Origin of the sequence: Conyzicola nivalis (assembly GCF_040548875.1) — a bacterium.
Lineage (GTDB): Bacteria > Actinomycetota > Actinomycetes > Actinomycetales > Microbacteriaceae > Conyzicola > Conyzicola nivalis_A.
Window position 1 is genome coordinate 137,439 of sequence record NZ_JBEPSJ010000003.1, and the last position, 15,448, is coordinate 152,886.

The following is a 15,448-nucleotide window of genomic DNA, read 5'->3' on the forward strand; positions in this document are numbered from 1 at the left end:
GCCGGGGTGATTGACTGTAGCCATGACCAACGAGCTGCGCGGCGACAAGCGGCGGTTCGACTTCCGGCGGGCGGCCGTCGGCGGGGTGACCATTCTCGCGCTGCTGACGATCGGCGCGTTGTGGCAGCGGGCGCATCCGTACTCCATCGAGACCAGCACCACCATCGACGCGAGTCCAGACGAGGTCTGGGCGGTTCTCACCGACTTCGACGCGTACGACGAATGGAATCCCACGCTCACCGGCATGACCGGCGACCTGCGCGAGGGGGCGACGGTCTCGTTCTCGAACGACGGCATGGACTTCACGCCCACCGTGCGCCAGGTCGAGGCGCCGCGGCTGCTGCGCTGGGAGGGTCACGTGGGCGTCGTCGGCGTCTTCGACGGCGAGCACAGCTTCACGCTGGAACAACAGGACGACGGCAGCACCGTGTTCACCCAGAGCGAGCTGTTCCGCGGAGTGGCCGTGCTGTTCGTGACGGACATGCTTCGGGATGACACGGCGCCGTCGTCCCACGCGATGAATGCCGCGCTGCGTGAACGGGTCGAGGGCGACTAGGGGCACTTCCCGGGCACCGCGGCCCTCGGTTTGGGGTCTACCTACCTCGCGACCGATGCGTCCGACGTGAACGGCGATCTCGCCCGTGGCTATGAGCCGGACGCCGAGGCCCTGGCCCCGGTTCGCACTCGCCCTCCAGTCGGGCGAGCTCACTACGCCGGACCTGCTCGAGCAGATGCGGACCACCGTCGGCTTCGACCGCTACGGTCTCGGGCTCGAGAAACGCAGGACCTTGTGCGGAGTCGTCTGGGGTCACCCCGGGAGCCTCCCCGGCTACACCACCCATACCTATACCGACTCCGCCGGAACTCGCACCCTGTCGATACTCGTGTCGACGACGTTCGGGATCGACGAACGGGAGGCTGCCGCTGCCTACGACGAGCTCCTCCGCGGGGCCGTATGCGCGATGTTCGACGAGCCGGTGCCGAACAGCTGAACTACTTGCGCTTGCCCTTCCACTCTCGTGAGAAGACCCAGAGTCCCGCCACGAGCACCACGGCGCCTGCGATGCCGGCGATGATGCCGAAGGGACTGGCTCCCCCGTCGTCTGCCGATCCCAGGAACGTCGAGCCCGCAAACAGGAACGTCGCGCCCACGAAGTACCAGACCGCGGTGCCGGCGGATTCGCTCGAACTCGGGTCGTTCCCCATCATCGGTCCCTCCCGCGCCTGCCAGCGCGACGTCGTCGTCTCAAACCAACCGTAGCGCGCCCGATCAGTTGTTCTTGCGGCGCATCCGGCTCAAAAGCGAGCCGCCGAAGACCCCGCGCTCGGTGGGCTCCTCGACTTCGAGGCCGTAGTAGTCGCCGATGCGGTCGAGGAGCGCGGCGCGTTCCGCCTTGTCGTACGCCCGCAGCTCGCGATTGAAGGCGACGACCGTCGACCAGCAGATGGCGATCATGATCACGGAGAACGGCAGGGCGATGATGATCGCCGCCGTCTTCAGTGCCTCCAGCCCGCCCGACAGCAGCAGGGCGATGGCGAGCAGCGAGGTGATGCAGGTGAAGAACACCCGGATCCAGCCCTTCGGCTCGATCTGCCCGCCTGTCGCGATCATGCTCATCACCAGCGAGCCGGAGTCGGCCGAGGTGATGAAGAAGATGGCGATGAGGATGATCGCCCCGATCACCAGCACCGAGCCGCCCGGCAGCTGGCCGAGGGCGGCGAACAGCGCACCTTCGACGTTGACTGAGCCGTCTGCGCCGACGAGCCCGCCCTCGCCGTGCAGCTGCGAGTACAGCGCGGTGCCGCCGAGCACGCTGAACCAGAGGAACGTGATGAGGGTCGGCACGAGGATGACGCCGGTCACGAACTGCCGCACGGTGCGCCCGCGCGAGATGCGGGCGATGAAAATGCCCACGAACGGCGACCAGGATATCCACCATGCCCAGTAGAAGGTGGTCCACGCGCCCTGCCAGCTCTCGCCGGCGTCGCCGGTGAAAGCGCTCACGTTGAACGTGAGGCCGACCACGTTCTGCAGGTAGTTTCCGATCGACTGCACGAACTCGCGCAGGAGGAACTGCGACGGTCCGACGATCAGCACGAACAGCACGAGCGCCGCGGCGAGCGCGAGGTTGAAGTTCGACAGCCACTTCATGCCTTTGGACACCCCGGAGAGCACCGAGAACAGGACGAATCCGGTGATCACGACGATGATGCCCACGTTCAACAGCTCCGACGACTCGACGAAGCCGGCGCTCTCGAGCCCGGCGCTGATCTGCAGCACTCCGAGGCCCAGCGAGGTCGCGACGCCGAACAGCGTTCCGACGAGCGCGATGACGTCGATGGCGTGGCCCCAGCCTCCGCGCACCCGCTTTCCGAGCACGGGCTCGAGCGCCCAGCGGATGGAGACGGGGCGACCGCGGCGGTGGATCGCGTATGCCAGGGCGAGGCCGATGACGACGTAGATCGACCAGGCGTGCACACCCCAGTGCAGGTAGGTCTGCGACAACGCCTGCTGGGCGAGCTGGTTGTCGGTGCCGGTGACGCCGGGGCGCGGCTGGGCGAAGTGGCTGAGCGGCTCGCTGACCCCGTAGAAGACCAGGCCGATTCCCATGCCTGCCGCGAACAGCAGCGAGAACCAGGATCCGAGCGAGAACTCGGGCTCGTCGTCGTCTTTGCCGAGCTTGATGTTGCCGTAGCGGCTGAAGCCCATCCACAGGCAGAAGGCGACGAAGAATGCCGCGAGCAGCACGTAGTACCAGTTGAAGTTGCTCACGATGCTCGACTGCACGGCGTCGAACACCGCCTCCGTGGCATCCGGAAGCAGCATGGCGAAGGCGACGAAGATCGTGACCACTACCGCGGCCGGCCAGAAGACCCATCGTTGAACGGTCGGGGTGCGGCGCGTTGGTGAGATCACCGCCCCAGACTAAAACGGAAGAGTTTCGACTTCGACTTTGCATTTCGCGCGCACCTGCGCATGTCACCGCCCTCTCGGCCCCGGTAGTTACCATGAGGGATGACGAATGACATGAACCTCGATATTTTCTCAGACATGGAGTCTGACGTACGGGGCTACATCAGGTCGTTCCCGGTCATCTTCGAACGTGCCGTCGGCTCGATCATGATCGATCAGGACGGCGCCGAGTACGTCGACTTCTTCAGCGGTGCGGGCGCCCTCAACTACGGGCACAACAACCCGATAATGAAGAAGGCACTGATCGACTACATCGAGGGCGACTCGATCTCGCACTCCCTCGACATGGCTACCGTCGCCAAGAAGGCGTTCCTCGAGGCGTTTCAGAGCATTGTGCTCGAGCCGCGTGGACTGGACTACAAGCTGCAGTTCACCGGCCCCACCGGCACCAACGCGGTGGAGGCGGCGCTCAAGATCGCCCGCCTGTCGACCGGACGCTCGACGGTCGTGGCATTCACGCGCGCCTTCCACGGCGTTAGCGGTGGATCGCTCGCCACCACGGCGAACCAGCATTTCCGCCAGGCGGCCGGCTACGAGCTCGACAACGTCGTGTTCGTGCCCTTCGACGGCTACCTCCCCGGACTCGATACGCTCGCGTACCTCGAGAAGCTGCTCGACGACCCCAGCAGCGGCCTCGAACTGCCCGCCGCCGTCATCGTCGAGACGATCCAGGCCGAGGGCGGCATCAACGTCGCGAGCCCAGAGTGGCTTCGGGGCCTCCGCGAGCTGACCGAACGCCACGGAATCGTGCTGATCGTCGACGACATCCAGGTCGGCTCCGGTCGCACCGGCGAGTTCTTCAGCTTCGAGGCATCCGGAATCGTTCCCGACATTGTGACGCTGTCGAAGTCGCTGTCGGGCTACGGCCTGCCGATGTCGCTCGTGCTGCTCAAGCGCGACATCGACGTTCTCAAGCGCGGATCGCACAGCGGCACGTTCCGAGGCAACAACATGGCCTTCGTCTGTGCCACCGTGGCCCTCGAGACCTACTGGAAGGACGACGCGCTCACCGCCGACGTGCACCGCAAGGAGGCGATCGTGCGCGAGCGGCTCGCGGCGATCGCCTCACTCCACCCGGAGGCGCAGCTCGAGGTACGCGGCCGCGGGTTCATCTTCGGATTCGCCAGCACCGCCATGCCGGCACTCGCACAGGCGGTCGCGGCCGAGGCGTTCACCCGCGGACTCGTCGTCGAGACGTCGGGGCCGGTCGACGAGGTGCTCAAGCTGCTTCCCGCGCTCGTCATCGACGACGCCACCCTGAACCGCGGCCTCGACATCATCGCGGCGAGCGTGGAAGCGGTGCTCGCGAAGGCGTAGGCGATGGCGATGGCCGCGTGATTTGACCCCCGTCCGGGGGGTGCGCGCCGTCGAGCATTCGTGCGAGGATTCCTTGCCAGATATCAGACCACGTCCTCGGCTTCGGTGACCCCTTTCCGCGCCCTGCGATGAGACTCCCGAAGGCAGGCGTCAATGTCGATAATCACCGAGCCCGCTCCTGCGGCGGAGGAATTCGACTGTTGCGTCGTCGGGGCGGGTCCGGTGGGACTGTCGCTCGCTCTCGAAGCGGCGGATGCCGGACTGCGAGTGCTGCTCCTGGACGCCGGAGCCGCCACCCCGAGAGACAACGCCGCCGCGGCTGCAGCACGCCCTCCGGGACACGTGGTCGATCCCACCACGCACGCCCCTCTGGAGCTGACGACCGGGCGAGGCATCGGCGGCTCGTCGTGGCTGTGGGGCGGTCGCTGCGTGCAGTTCGACGCTCTCGACTTCGAGCCCCGCGACTACATCGCCGGTAGCGGGTGGCCCATCACCGAGGCGGACGTCTCTCCGTGGGCGGCCGCCGCCGCCGAATACCTCGATTGCGGAGTGCCGACTTTTCGAAGCGACGCGGCGGAGTGGGACGGCCTGAGCCAGGTCAGCGTGACGAAGCTCGAACGCTGGGCGCGGCAGCCCAAGCTCGCCGCCCGGCTCGGCGCGCGGGCCACGGAGCACCCCGGCATCTCGGCGCTCTGCGAGGCCACGGTCATCGACATCGGCTTCGATCAGACAGGAACGGGCGTGGCCCATCTTCTCGTCCTTCATGGGCGGGACAGGGTCGAGGTGCGAGCCAGCAGCTTCGTCCTCGCCTGCGGAGGACTCGAGACCACGCGCCTGCTCTTGAGCGTGCAACGCCGGCTGCCGAATCACTTCGGCGGAGTCGACGGGCCGTTGGGCCGTTACTACATGGGGCACCTGAGCGGGAGCATCGCCAATATCGAGCTCACCGACACGTCAGACATCCGGGACCTGGACTTCGCTCTCGACGATCACAACGTCTATGTCCGTCGGCGCTTCACCTTCTCGGATCGGATCAAACGCGAACGCCGCCTGTTGAATACGAGCTTCTACGCCGACAACCCGCCTTTCTACGATGCGAGGCACCGCAACGCCACCCTGTCTCTCGTCTTCCTGGCGCTCTCCATTGCGCCGATCGGCCGACGCCTCATCGCGGAGGGCATCCGCCTGCGGCACATCGGTCCGCCCCCGCGCCGCTACGCGCCCCACGTCGCGAATATCGCAAAGCGGCCCTTTCGGGCAGCGGGCGACGTCGTCCAGGTCCTCCGGAAGCGGTACCTCTCCCCCACCCGGAAACCGGGCTTCCTGCTGCGCAACCCGGCGGGCATCTACGCGTTGCACTTCCACGCCGAGCAGGTGCCCGATGCCGACTCCAGAGTCACGCTGAATGCGGCGACATCCGCCGACGGCCAGCCGGGACTCGACATCGACTTCCGCTACACCCAGCAGGACTTGGACTCGGTGCTCGCGTCGCATCGATTCCTCGACGAGCAGCTGCGGGAGTCCGGCCGCGGCCGGCTGCTGTACCTCGATGCCGAGGATGACCGCGCGGCGGGGGTGCGCGCGGCCGCCACCGACGGCTTCCACCACATCGGCACGACCAGGATGAGCGTCGACGCGAGCGACGGCGTAGTCGACGGCGACTGCCGCGTGCACGGAGTCGACAACCTGTTCATCGCGTCCAGCGGCGTCTTCAGGACCTCGGGCGAAGCCAACCCGACGTTCCTCGCGGTCTGTCTGGCCGTACGGCTGGCGAGACATCTCGCCGAAGCCCTGGCACCGGACGGCTCCCGCCCCGGCTCGGGGCGGGCCCGCGGCACGATGAACGGGCCGGCTTCGGCGTGAGTCCTTCGGCGAGAGAGGAAGCCGTGCACCGCGAAGCCGTCGTTGTGCGCGGCGAGGGCGCTGCGCTACTCTGCCGAGACCACTGAACCCGCGAATCGAGAGATCGATATGCCCACTGACGACCGGCGCGCCGCCGCTCCCGTCACGTTCGCGGACGGGGTGCTCGACCGCTATCGCCACGTGTGCGCCTTCACGAGCAACGGACGGCACGACGATGCCGTGCTCGATGCGTTCGTGCGCCAGGGGGTCGAGGCCGGCGACCGGCTGCTCTACCTCGTCGATCCCGCCGAGTCGGCCGCCCCCGTCAACCGTCTCAGGCATCTCGGATACGACGCGGGCGAGCTGCTGGCACAGCACAGGTGCCAGGTTCGCACGTGGACAGAGACCTATCTACGCAGTGGCCGATTCGACCCGGACGACATGCTCGCCCAGCTCGACGAGATGCTGCCCGGCAGCACGACGCCGCGTATCCGCCTGGTCGCAGACATGGGCTGGGCGACCGCGCTGAGCGACGACGCCGACGACCTCATCGACTTCGAGGCGAAGGCGAACTTCGTGCACGCGCGCCACGAGCACGTGGTGATCTGCTCCTATGACGCCGAGAAATTCGACGGCTCGTTCATCATCGACATCCTCCGCACCCATCCGATCGTCTTGATCGGCGGGGTCCTGCAGGAGAATCCGTTCTTCGTGCCGCCGTCGGAGCTCCTGGAGGAGCGGGCGCGGCGGAACCGCTGAGCGGCGGCCCGGTCGATATGGACACCCGCACGCCAGACGGAGCGCAGGATCGAAGGCCGACGGATGCCTCTGCCTCCGACACTCGACGCTGGTTACGCGACATGGGCGCCCTGCTCGCACTGCCCGCCCTGTGGGTCGACCACGAACCGGGCGAGATCGCCACGGGACTGCTGAGCGTGCTGTTCAGCGTGCTGCGGCTCGACGGCGCCTACGCGCGCTTCGACGATCCCGAAGGCGGCGTGCCGCTCGTGATCTGGCGCCCCTCGGGAACGGCCGTGCCCGTCGAACTGGGGGTCGTGCTCGACGCGGAGCGCTCCCTTGCGCCGGGGATCACGACGACCTCGGTCGGGCTCGATGCCGGCGCCTACCGCGTCACGAACGTCGCCCTCGCACTGCCGTGGGAGACCGGTCGAGTGCTGGTCTCCGCCAGGCGGAGCGACTTCCCGACGGCCATGGAGACGCACCTGCTGCGGGTGGCGATCAGCCAGGCCGCGATCGCCATCCACACCGCCCGCCGGCTCGGCCGCGAGCACGAGGCGAGGGTCTCGGCCGAACGCATGCTCGTGAAGCAGAACGAGTTGCTCCGGTCGCTCGTCGACGAGGTAGAACCGTCGCTGGCGTCGCTCTCGAAGCACGTGCACGACGCGTCGCGGCTGGTGTCGGACGTGGACGACTGGAATGCCACACGACTGTCGGCGCGCGCCGCAGGCCCGCCCAACGAGGCGGAGGAGAAGGCGGCGCGCCCCGCCCGGCTACCCCTGACCCGCCGGGAGCTCGAGGTGCTGGGCCTGCTCGCCCAGGGGCTCAGCAACAAGGAGATCGCCGGGATCCTCTGGTTGAGCGACCGCACGGTGGAGCGGCACATCACCAGCCTGTACCGCAAGATCGGGGTCGCCCGCCGCAGCGAGGCGACGGCCTTCGCTCTCCGCAACGGTGTCGTCTAGCCGAACGTGAAGCAGTAGGCCTCGACACCTCCCTCGGCGAACTCGATCTCGAAGACGCGGTCGCCGATCGGCCCGGGCTGCCTGATCAGCTGGTACGTCCCGGCGGTGTCGACGACTCCGCGACCGTCGACGTCCACGTCGCTCCCTCGCGCATCCCCGACCGGCTGCCCGTCGAGGAAGACCCGGAAGGGCACTGCCCGCCCGCGGGTCGACGGAGCCATGACCAGGTTGACGTCGCGGGCATGGAAGGCGAACGCTATCCGCCCGCCCGGCGCGTTCGACACGGCGGCGTGCCGGGCGACCGTCCAGTCGCCGGCGAGGTCCCAGCCGTTGAGCGGGAGCCCGGCGCTGCCCTCGTAGACGTGCGCGCGGTCGTAGAGCGCCCGGTCTTCGGATGCGAAGCCGCTGCTCTGCCCGTATCCGAGGTAGCTCTCGGGCGAGCGCAGCGACGTCCAGTCGGCGGCGACCTCCAGCCCCTCCGGGCGCACGTCGACGAGGTCGAGGTCGATGTCCGTCGCGCCTGCCTCGGCGAGGAGCTGCTGAATCGCCATCTCGGTCATCGCGTACTCCCCCTCGCCGAAGTGGTGGTAGCGGATGCGGCCCGCCGCGTCGGCCAGATACACCGCGGGCCAGTAGTGGTTCGCGAACTCGTTCCACACGCCGTAGTCGGAGTCGACCGCGACCGGGTACTCGACCCCCAGCTCGCGCGAGTGCGCCTCGACGTTGACAGGGTCGCCCTCGAAACCGAACTCCGGCGTGTGCACCCCCACGATGGTGAGCCCGGCATCCCGGTACTTCGCGTCCCACGCCCGCAGGTACGGAAGCGTGCGCAGCCAGTTCACGCACGTGTAGGTCCAGAAATCGACGAGCACGACCCGCCCGCGCAGGCTCTCCGTCGTCAACGGCTCGGTTCCGAGCCATCCCGTGGCCCGGTCGAACGAACCGAGGCGCCCCTCGTCGGGCAGCGCCCGGGTGTCTCCCGAGAGCCGGTGCGCTAGCGAGCGGAACAGACCGCCACGGCCCTGACCGTCGGACCGATCAGCCGACATGGGACACCTCCGATGCCGCCTCGGCCCGCTGCGCCGCGCGGTCGACGGCCATCACCGCGTCGGCGAACTCCCGTGGCGCCTCCTGAGGGAGGTTGTGGCCGACGCCCCCGGTGACGACCCGGTGCTCGTAGGGGCCGGTGAAGAGCGGACGATAGGCGGATGCCTCGGGGTGCGGTGCCCCGTTGGTGTCGCCCTCGAGTGTGACGGTGGGCACCGCGACCGGCGGCCGTGCGGCCAGCCGGCGTTCGACGTCGGCGTACTTCTCCTCCCCCTCGGCGAGTCCCAGCCGCCAGCGGTAGTTCGCGATGACGATGTCGACGTGGTCGGGGTTGTCGAACGATGCGACGGTGCGGGCGAAGGTCGCGTCATCGAACCGCCATCGAGGCGATGCGGTCTGCCAGATGAGCCGTGCGAACTCGCTTCGGTACCGGTCGTAGCCGTCGCGGCCGCGTTCGGTGGCGAAGTAGTACTGGTACCACCAGGCGAGTTCCGCCGCGGGCGGGAGCGGGGCCGCGTTCGCCTGCTGGCTTCCGATCAGGTAGCCGCTGACCGCGACGTGCCCGAGGCAGCGCTCGGGCCAGAGTGCCGCGAGGATGTTCGCGGTTCGCGCACCCCAGTCGAACCCGGCGACGACCGCCCGGTCGATCGCGAGCGCGTCGAGCAGCGCGATGGCGTCGAAAGCGAACACCGACTGCTGCCCGTTGCGCGGGCTCGTGGCCGACAGGAACGTCGTCGAGCCGAATCCGCGCAGATGCGGAACGATGACCCGGTGGCCCGCGTGGGCGAGGATCTGCGCGACCTCGGAGTAGCTGTGGATGTCGTACGGCCAGCCGTGCAGAAGCAGCACGGCCGCACCGTCGGAGGGTCCGACATCCGCGAATCCGACGTTCAGATCTCCGGCCTCGACCTGCCGGATCTCTCCCATGGCCGCGCTCATCGCAGCGACCGGAACGCAGCGCGGATCTCCTGCGCGAACAGCTCGGGCTGCTCCCAGGCGGCGAAGTGGCCGCCGCGGTCGAGACGGTTGAAATGCACGAGATTCGGGTAGGCCTGCGCGGCCCAGCTGCGCGGGGCGGCGTAGATCTCGTCGGGGAAGACGCTGACGGCGACCGGCAGCGTGACGCCCTTCGGGGCGAAGAACGGGAGCTTGCTCTCCCAGTAGAGCCGGGCGGAGGAGACCGCCGTGTTGGTGAGCCAGTAGAGCGTGACGTTGTCGAGCACGTCGTCACGGCTCAGGCCCTCCGCCTCGCCGGCGAACACTCGCGCGACCAGCTCGTAGCTGGCGGCATCGTGGTCGAGCATCCAGGCGGCAAGGCCGACCGGCGAGTCGGCGATTCCGTAGAGCGTCTGCGGCCGGTTGCCCATCTCCTGGGCGTAGGCGAGACCGTGGGCGTAGAACGTGGCGAGCTGATCCCACGCACCACGTTCTTCCCCGGTCAGGTCGTCGGGCGCCGCCTCGCCGTCGGTCAGCGCCTGCTGGATCGAGTCGGGCACCGTCGCCGGCATGTTCGTGTGAATGCCGATCAGACCCGGCGGGGTCTGCAGGGCGAGCTGCTCGGTCACGGCATTGCCCCAGTCGCCGCCCTGCGCGACGTAGCGGTCGTAGCCGAGGCGCCGCATGAGCTCGGCCCACGCCCGGGCGATCCTGATCGGATCCCACCCCGGCTGCTCGGGCTTGCCGGAGAAGCCGTGGCCCGGCAGCGACGGGATGACGAGGTGGAACGCGTCGGACGCGCTCGCGCCGTGCGCGGTGGGATCGGTCAGCGGCCCCACGATCTTCATCTGCTCGATCACCGATCCGGGCCAGCCGTGGGTGACGATCATCGGCAGGGCTTCGGCGTGCAGCGATCGCACGTGGATGAAGTGGATGTCGAGTCCGTCGATCTCGGTGACGAACTGCGGCAGGTCATTGAGTCGCGACTCCACCGAGCGCCAGTCGTGCTCCTCCGCCCAGTAGCGTGCGAGCGCCTCGACGACGTGCAGCTGCACGCCCTGCGACGCGTCGGTCACGGTCTCACGCTCGGGCAGGCGGGTGTCGCGGATGCGACGGCGCAGGTCGTCGAGGTCGGCCTGTGGAACGGCGATGGTGAAGGGGCGCACGGCGGTGCTGTCGTCCGTCTCGGTGCGGTGTTCGCTGATGGTCATGGCGTCTCCCTGGGGTTTCGGCGGAAGGGCGACGGATTGCCGCCTCTGACCTCGACTCTGTCTCGGGCCGCACCCCCGCGACATCCGCACCACCCCTCACTTCCGGGCGACCAGCCCCGAGACGTGAGGAGAACCCCTCACTCCACCGGCGACGCCTGCCGCTCGAGAGCCCTGTAGTGGCGGTTGCGCAGGGAGAGCATGGTGCCGCCGATGGTCGCCGCGATCAGCGAGCCGGCGAGCACGCCGACCTTCACGTGCTCGTCGGACTCGCTTCCGCTGCCGAACGAGAGCTCGCCGACCAGCAGCGACACGGTGAATCCGATGCCGGCGACGAAGGCCATCCCCACCATGTCGATCCATTTGATCGACGGGTCGATCCGCAGTCCGGGTAGCCGGGTGACGAGGAAGGTCGTCGCGGTGATGCCGATCGCCTTGCCGAGCACGAGGCCTGCGATGATCCCGAGGGCGATCGTGTCCTGCAGTGACTCGGCGAGGCCGGCGAGACCGCCGACGGCGACACCGGCGGAGAAGAAGGCGAAGAGCGGCACGGCGACGGCTGTCGAGACGACGCTCCACCGGTCGGCGAAGTGGGCGGCGAGACCGTCGTACAGCTGGCGTCCGGAGGCGTCGACGCCGCTCTTCACCCGCGCGCGCTTGGTGGCGATGACGGGCACCATGAATCCGAGGAGCACCCCGGCCACGGTGGCGTGGATGCCGGAAGCGTGGATGAGAGCCCAGGTGATGACACCGAGCGGGATCAGGAGCCACCAGGCGCGCACGCCGCGCTGCACCGCGACGCCGAACGCGGCGAGCGGGATCAGGGCGAGCGCCAGAGGGACGAACGCTATCTCGTCGGTGTAGAAGATCGCGATGATCGAGATGGCGAGCAGATCGTCGACGACGGCGAGGGTGAGCAGGAAGGTGCGAAGGGCCGGTGGCAGATTGCGCCCCACGACGGCGATCACGGCGACGGCGAATGCGATGTCGGTCGCCGCGGGGATCGCCCACCCCTGCAGCGCCTCGTCGCCCGCGTTGAGGTTCACGATCACGTAGATCAGCGCGGGCACGGCGACTCCGCCCACGGCGGCGGCGATAGGCACGATCGCGGTCGAGAACTCGCGCAGCTTGCCGGCAACGAACTCCTCTTTCAACTCCAGCCCGACGACGAAGAAGAAGATCGCGAGCAGCCCGTCGGCGGCCCACGCGCCGACGCTGAGGTGCAGGTGCAGTGCCTCCGGTCCGAAGGTGAAGTCGCGCAGGGCGTTGTAGAAGCCGACCGCGCCCGTATTGGCGAGGACGAGCGCGAGCACCGTGGCCCCCAGAAGGAGCGCGCCGCCCACGGTGTCCTTGGCAAGGGTCTGATGGATGCCGCGCCAGATCGAGTGCGGGGCCTGGTCGTCGGGCAGGTGGTTCGGCGCGTGATGAGTCACGGGTTCCTTCGTCTGTGCGTTTGGTCGCTCGAGTCGTGAGAGGTCTATCGACCCCGCCGACCAGACTTCCCGGCACACCAGCAGCTACTTTACGCGGTCGTCGAGGGCGCTGCTCGGGCTCACCCGCGCAACCACCGAGCGGACGCGCCAGCCCGCTTCGCCGCCGGCACTGCCTCGCGCCCGTGCCAGAGTCAATGGTCACCGACGAAAACGTGCCCCGTCGCCGCAGGACCGATGATGGAAAAGCGGGATTACCCGTCTCACCACAGGCCCCGAGCGGGCCAAGACCGAAAGCGACGCCCCCATGCTCCGTTTCATCAAGTTCGCCGTCGTGGCCGTGCCCGTAGTCACCAAGTTCGTCAAGAGCCCTCGAGGCCAGAAACTGGTCGCGAGCGCCAAGTCCCGTCTCGGCGGTCGCAGCACCCCGGGCACCACGGGCGCCGGGGGACGCTAGATGTTTCTGCTCTTCGGCTCGCGGGCCACGGAGCAGATCGTCAACGTCGTGACCTTCGTGTGCGGCTACTGCCACACGAGCGCTCGGCAGAACGTGGTCAGATCGGCGAACCGGTTCACCCTCTTCTTCGTGCCGCTGTTCACGTTCTCCACGCGTTTCTACAACGAATGCACCAACTGCGGCGGGCGCACCGCGTTGACGCGCGCGCAGGTGGAGCATTCGCTCAGCAGCGTGGCTCGCGACACGGCGCGTTAGCGCTCCGGCTCTCCGGTATCACCGCGCGCCGCGCGTGCGCCGCCCGGCGAGGACGGCCGAGCGGTCGAGGCCGAAGGTGCGTCTGGCCGCGAAACCGCCGATGGTGGTTCCCGCAGCGAGCCCGATGCCGGTCGCCAGTGCGATGACCATCGCGGGAAGAGCCTCCGTCACTCCCTCGGCCGAGTCCATAAAGGCGTAGAGCGACCGATAGACGGCGAGTCCGGGGATGAGACCGATGATGCCGGCCATGGTCATCGCGCTCTCGGGCACCTTGACCCAGCGGTAGACGAGGTATCCGATGACGCCCGCGAAGATGCCGGCGATGCCGGGTGCGAGCCCCGGCTGGGAGGCGAGGGGAAGCACCAACGAGTACAGGGCGAAGACGAGACCGGCCACCGTCGCCATGAGCGGAACGTACCGCAGACGCACGTACGAGGTGAGCGCGAATCCGACTCCGATCAGCGCCGACCCGGCGACGCCGGGAACGAACCCTATGTCGCTGCCCAACGACGTGCCGATCGTCACCGGCAGCCCCATCCGCAACGCAGCGCCGAGCACGATAGAGATGCCGACGGCGAGGCCGAGGGTGAGCATGAGCACTTCCATGCCGCGTGCGGTCGCCGTGACGTAGTATCCGTCGATCGCGTCGCGGGCGGATGCCGTCAGGCCGACACCGGAGAGCAGTGTGATGATCCCCGCGATCACGATGACGGTGGGGCTGTTCGACCCGGGTAGTTCGATCCCGATAGAACGCAGCCAGAAGATGAAGACGGCGACGCTCGTCGTAGCCATCGCCGCGGCGATCTGGGCGAAGAAGGCGGGTACCAGCAGCTTTCCCAGTCTTCGGGTGATGAGGTCGGAGACGATCGCGGACGCGGCCGCGACGAACACGAGCACGAAGCTCACGTCGAACATCACCACCACTCCGCCGGCCAGAACGGCCTTGCCCGCCGCGACGACCCAGCGGCGGTACGGGTGCGGACTGGTCAGAATGGAGGTGAGGCTGTCGCGTGCTTCCTCGACGCCTATCCGGGTGTCGGTGCCGGTGATCTCGTCGATGAGCCGGTACACATCCTGCAGACGCGAGTAGTCGGTGGTTCGCACTTTCACGATCCGCATGACCGACATGGGGTCTTCGTTCATGCCGCGGTGAATGGACACGGTGAGCGAGGTGAACGTCACGTCCACGTGCATCCCGCTGATGCCGTACGCGTGGCTGATTCTCAGAACGGTGGCTACCACGTCGGCGGCGGAAGCGCCGGTGGCCAGCATCGCCTCGCCCGCACGCAGGCACAGGTCGATTACCAGTCTGGCGTGGCGCTGGGGCATCTGGTCGTCGACCGTGACGACGGATATGACCTGGGTGGGGGCGTCGAGTCCGCGGATCGCGCCACCGGCCAGCCTCGAGATGGATCGGCTCACACGATCGCGAAGCACGTCTCGTCGGTCGTTGGCGCTGTCTGTCACGCGTTAAGGCTACGGGCTGATCGAGACGTCGGATCACCCGATGTTCCTCGTCGCCCAGATGGTGCAGGTGCCCTCGGAGGGGCCGAGCATACGGGGCGTCACAGGCGTTCGGAAAACTCTCAGAAATATAACGGTTCGATAACTAGCGCTTCGTTACCGCACCGTTATATATTAATGGAGCAGAAGTTGTTTGCTGTGGCAGCTGATGCGGAATGTGATTGCAGGACACTCTTGGTGCAAGGGAGAGGGTCGGTTTCTAGCCTCTGAAACCGACCCTCAATCCTGTTTAAGGCTGCCCTCATTCCTACGGCATGTTGCGCTCACCCGATCCAGAGGTTGCGTTGGTATCGGTGCGCATACATAGAGTTGTCCCGTGAGCGATAAATCCTTGGCTGTAGACGCGTGGGAGTCCCTGTTTCGCGCGCAGGTCTCCGTTCTGCGGCAGCTGAATTCAGAGTTCCCCTCCGGCGAGCTGTCGTTCAACGAGTACGACGTGCTCTTCAACCTCGCGCGTCAGCCCGAACGCCGGCTGCGCATCCGCGACCTCAACCGTCACCTCCTGCTCACCCAGCCGAGCGTGAGCCGGCTCGTCGACCGCCTCGTGCAGCGCGAGCTCGTCACCAAGGAGAGCGACCCCGGCGACGGCCGCGGCACCATCGTGCAGCTCACCGACGAGGGATTCGCCCTGTTCCGCAGGGTCGCCGTGGTGCACGCCGAGTCGATCCGCAACCGCGTCGGCGGCATCCTCGACGCCGACGAGCTGCGCCAGCTGACGGTGCTCACCGAGAAGCTGCGGCTCGGCGGAAAGTGAC

At 67.8% G+C, this 15,448-nt stretch carries 16 protein-coding genes; 9 read left to right on the top strand and 7 right to left on the bottom strand.

Annotated features, from left to right (window positions below; all coding sequences use genetic code 11):
- Nucleotides 1-22 precede the first annotated feature (22 nt).
- Complete coding sequence (locus tag ABIE21_RS13175) at nt 23-556, top strand: SRPBCC domain-containing protein (protein ID WP_354025287.1); 534 nt, start codon at nt 23-25, stop codon at nt 554-556.
- Between the two features lie 91 nt (nt 557-647).
- Complete coding sequence (locus ABIE21_RS13180) at nt 648-992, top strand: hypothetical protein (RefSeq protein ID WP_354025288.1); 345 nt, start codon at nt 648-650, stop codon at nt 990-992.
- Nucleotide 993: 1 nt separating this feature from the next.
- Here the strand turns inward: ABIE21_RS13180 and ABIE21_RS13185 are convergent, their stop codons facing one another.
- Together ABIE21_RS13185 and ABIE21_RS13190 are read right to left on the bottom strand one after the other, a co-directional pair.
- The gene (locus tag ABIE21_RS13185) at nt 994-1,206 is read right to left on the bottom strand and encodes a hypothetical protein (RefSeq protein WP_354025289.1); all 213 of its coding nucleotides are present in this window, start codon (nt 1,204-1,206) and stop codon (nt 994-996) included.
- A gap of 64 nt (nt 1,207-1,270) precedes the next feature.
- Nucleotides 1,271-2,917, bottom strand: coding sequence for a BCCT family transporter (locus ABIE21_RS13190; RefSeq protein WP_354025290.1), 1,647 nt, complete (start codon nt 2,915-2,917; stop codon nt 1,271-1,273).
- Nucleotides 2,918-3,028: 111 nt separating this feature from the next.
- Between ABIE21_RS13190 and ectB the strand changes: the two genes are divergently transcribed.
- From ectB to ABIE21_RS13210, 4 genes are all read left to right on the top strand, one after another.
- A complete protein-coding gene (gene ectB, locus ABIE21_RS13195) occupies nt 3,029-4,291 on the top strand; it encodes a diaminobutyrate--2-oxoglutarate transaminase (RefSeq protein WP_354025543.1) in 1,263 nt (420 codons plus the stop codon).
- A gap of 429 nt (nt 4,292-4,720) precedes the next feature.
- Nucleotides 4,721-6,154, top strand: coding sequence for a GMC family oxidoreductase (locus ABIE21_RS13200; protein WP_354025291.1), 1,434 nt, complete (start codon nt 4,721-4,723; stop codon nt 6,152-6,154).
- A gap of 108 nt (nt 6,155-6,262) precedes the next feature.
- On the top strand, nt 6,263-6,892 hold the full coding sequence (locus ABIE21_RS13205) for an MEDS domain-containing protein (protein ID WP_354025292.1): 630 nt from the start codon (nt 6,263-6,265) through the stop codon (nt 6,890-6,892).
- Between the two features lie 101 nt (nt 6,893-6,993).
- Nucleotides 6,994-7,836 (top strand): helix-turn-helix transcriptional regulator, encoded by an 843-nt coding sequence (locus tag ABIE21_RS13210; RefSeq protein ID WP_354025293.1) that lies wholly within the window; start codon nt 6,994-6,996, stop codon nt 7,834-7,836.
- Here ABIE21_RS13210 and ABIE21_RS13215 read toward each other — a convergent pair.
- From ABIE21_RS13215 to nhaA, 4 genes are all read right to left on the bottom strand, one after another.
- The gene (locus ABIE21_RS13215; RefSeq protein WP_354025294.1) at nt 7,833-8,885 is read right to left on the bottom strand and encodes a redoxin domain-containing protein; all 1,053 of its coding nucleotides are present in this window, start codon (nt 8,883-8,885) and stop codon (nt 7,833-7,835) included. The genes ABIE21_RS13210 and ABIE21_RS13215 overlap by 4 nt on opposite strands.
- The gene (locus tag ABIE21_RS13220) at nt 8,875-9,810 is read right to left on the bottom strand and encodes an alpha/beta hydrolase (RefSeq protein WP_354025295.1); all 936 of its coding nucleotides are present in this window, start codon (nt 9,808-9,810) and stop codon (nt 8,875-8,877) included. The genes ABIE21_RS13215 and ABIE21_RS13220 overlap by 11 nt, the downstream gene beginning before the upstream one ends.
- An 8-nt stretch (nt 9,811-9,818) precedes the next feature.
- Complete coding sequence (locus tag ABIE21_RS13225; RefSeq protein ID WP_354025296.1) at nt 9,819-11,030, bottom strand: epoxide hydrolase family protein; 1,212 nt, start codon at nt 11,028-11,030, stop codon at nt 9,819-9,821.
- A gap of 137 nt (nt 11,031-11,167) precedes the next feature.
- On the bottom strand, nt 11,168-12,436 hold the full coding sequence (nhaA, locus tag ABIE21_RS13230; protein WP_354025544.1) for a Na+/H+ antiporter NhaA: 1,269 nt from the start codon (nt 12,434-12,436) through the stop codon (nt 11,168-11,170).
- A gap of 328 nt (nt 12,437-12,764) precedes the next feature.
- On the opposite strand from nhaA, the gene ABIE21_RS13235 reads away from it, so the two are divergent.
- A complete protein-coding gene (locus ABIE21_RS13235) occupies nt 12,765-12,914 on the top strand; it encodes a hypothetical protein (RefSeq protein ID WP_354025297.1) in 150 nt (49 codons plus the stop codon).
- A complete protein-coding gene (locus ABIE21_RS13240) occupies nt 12,915-13,169 on the top strand; it encodes a zinc-ribbon domain-containing protein (protein WP_354025298.1) in 255 nt (84 codons plus the stop codon).
- Between the two features lie 18 nt (nt 13,170-13,187).
- Here ABIE21_RS13240 and ABIE21_RS13245 read toward each other — a convergent pair whose 3' ends face one another.
- The gene (locus ABIE21_RS13245; protein WP_354025299.1) at nt 13,188-14,636 is read right to left on the bottom strand and encodes a threonine/serine ThrE exporter family protein; all 1,449 of its coding nucleotides are present in this window, start codon (nt 14,634-14,636) and stop codon (nt 13,188-13,190) included.
- Between the two features lie 373 nt (nt 14,637-15,009).
- Here ABIE21_RS13245 and ABIE21_RS13250 point away from each other — a divergent pair, with 373 nt between their 5' ends.
- Nucleotides 15,010-15,447, top strand: coding sequence for a MarR family winged helix-turn-helix transcriptional regulator (locus tag ABIE21_RS13250; RefSeq protein ID WP_354025300.1), 438 nt, complete (start codon nt 15,010-15,012; stop codon nt 15,445-15,447).
- Nucleotide 15,448 lies beyond the last annotated feature (1 nt).

Bases quoted from the DNA above. Each gene is read 5' to 3' on its own strand.
- ABIE21_RS13175 (WP_354025287.1), top strand. From the start codon at position 23: ATGACCAACGAGCTGCGCGGCGACAAGCGGCGGTTCGACTTCCGGCGG.
- ABIE21_RS13180 (WP_354025288.1), top strand. From the start codon at position 648: ATGAGCCGGACGCCGAGGCCCTGGCCCCGGTTCGCACTCGCCCTCCAG.
- ABIE21_RS13185 (WP_354025289.1), bottom strand. From the start codon at position 1,206: ATGGGGAACGACCCGAGTTCGAGCGAATCCGCCGGCACCGCGGTCTGG.
- ectB (WP_354025543.1), top strand. From the start codon at position 3,029: ATGAACCTCGATATTTTCTCAGACATGGAGTCTGACGTACGGGGCTAC.
- ABIE21_RS13205 (WP_354025292.1), top strand. From the start codon at position 6,263: ATGCCCACTGACGACCGGCGCGCCGCCGCTCCCGTCACGTTCGCGGAC.
- ABIE21_RS13210 (WP_354025293.1), top strand. From the start codon at position 6,994: ATGGGCGCCCTGCTCGCACTGCCCGCCCTGTGGGTCGACCACGAACCG.
- ABIE21_RS13215 (WP_354025294.1), bottom strand. From the start codon at position 8,885: ATGTCGGCTGATCGGTCCGACGGTCAGGGCCGTGGCGGTCTGTTCCGC.
- ABIE21_RS13220 (WP_354025295.1), bottom strand. From the start codon at position 9,810: ATGGGAGAGATCCGGCAGGTCGAGGCCGGAGATCTGAACGTCGGATTC.
- ABIE21_RS13225 (WP_354025296.1), bottom strand. From the start codon at position 11,030: ATGACCATCAGCGAACACCGCACCGAGACGGACGACAGCACCGCCGTG.
- ABIE21_RS13235 (WP_354025297.1), top strand. From the start codon at position 12,765: ATGCTCCGTTTCATCAAGTTCGCCGTCGTGGCCGTGCCCGTAGTCACC.
- ABIE21_RS13240 (WP_354025298.1), top strand. From the start codon at position 12,915: ATGTTTCTGCTCTTCGGCTCGCGGGCCACGGAGCAGATCGTCAACGTC.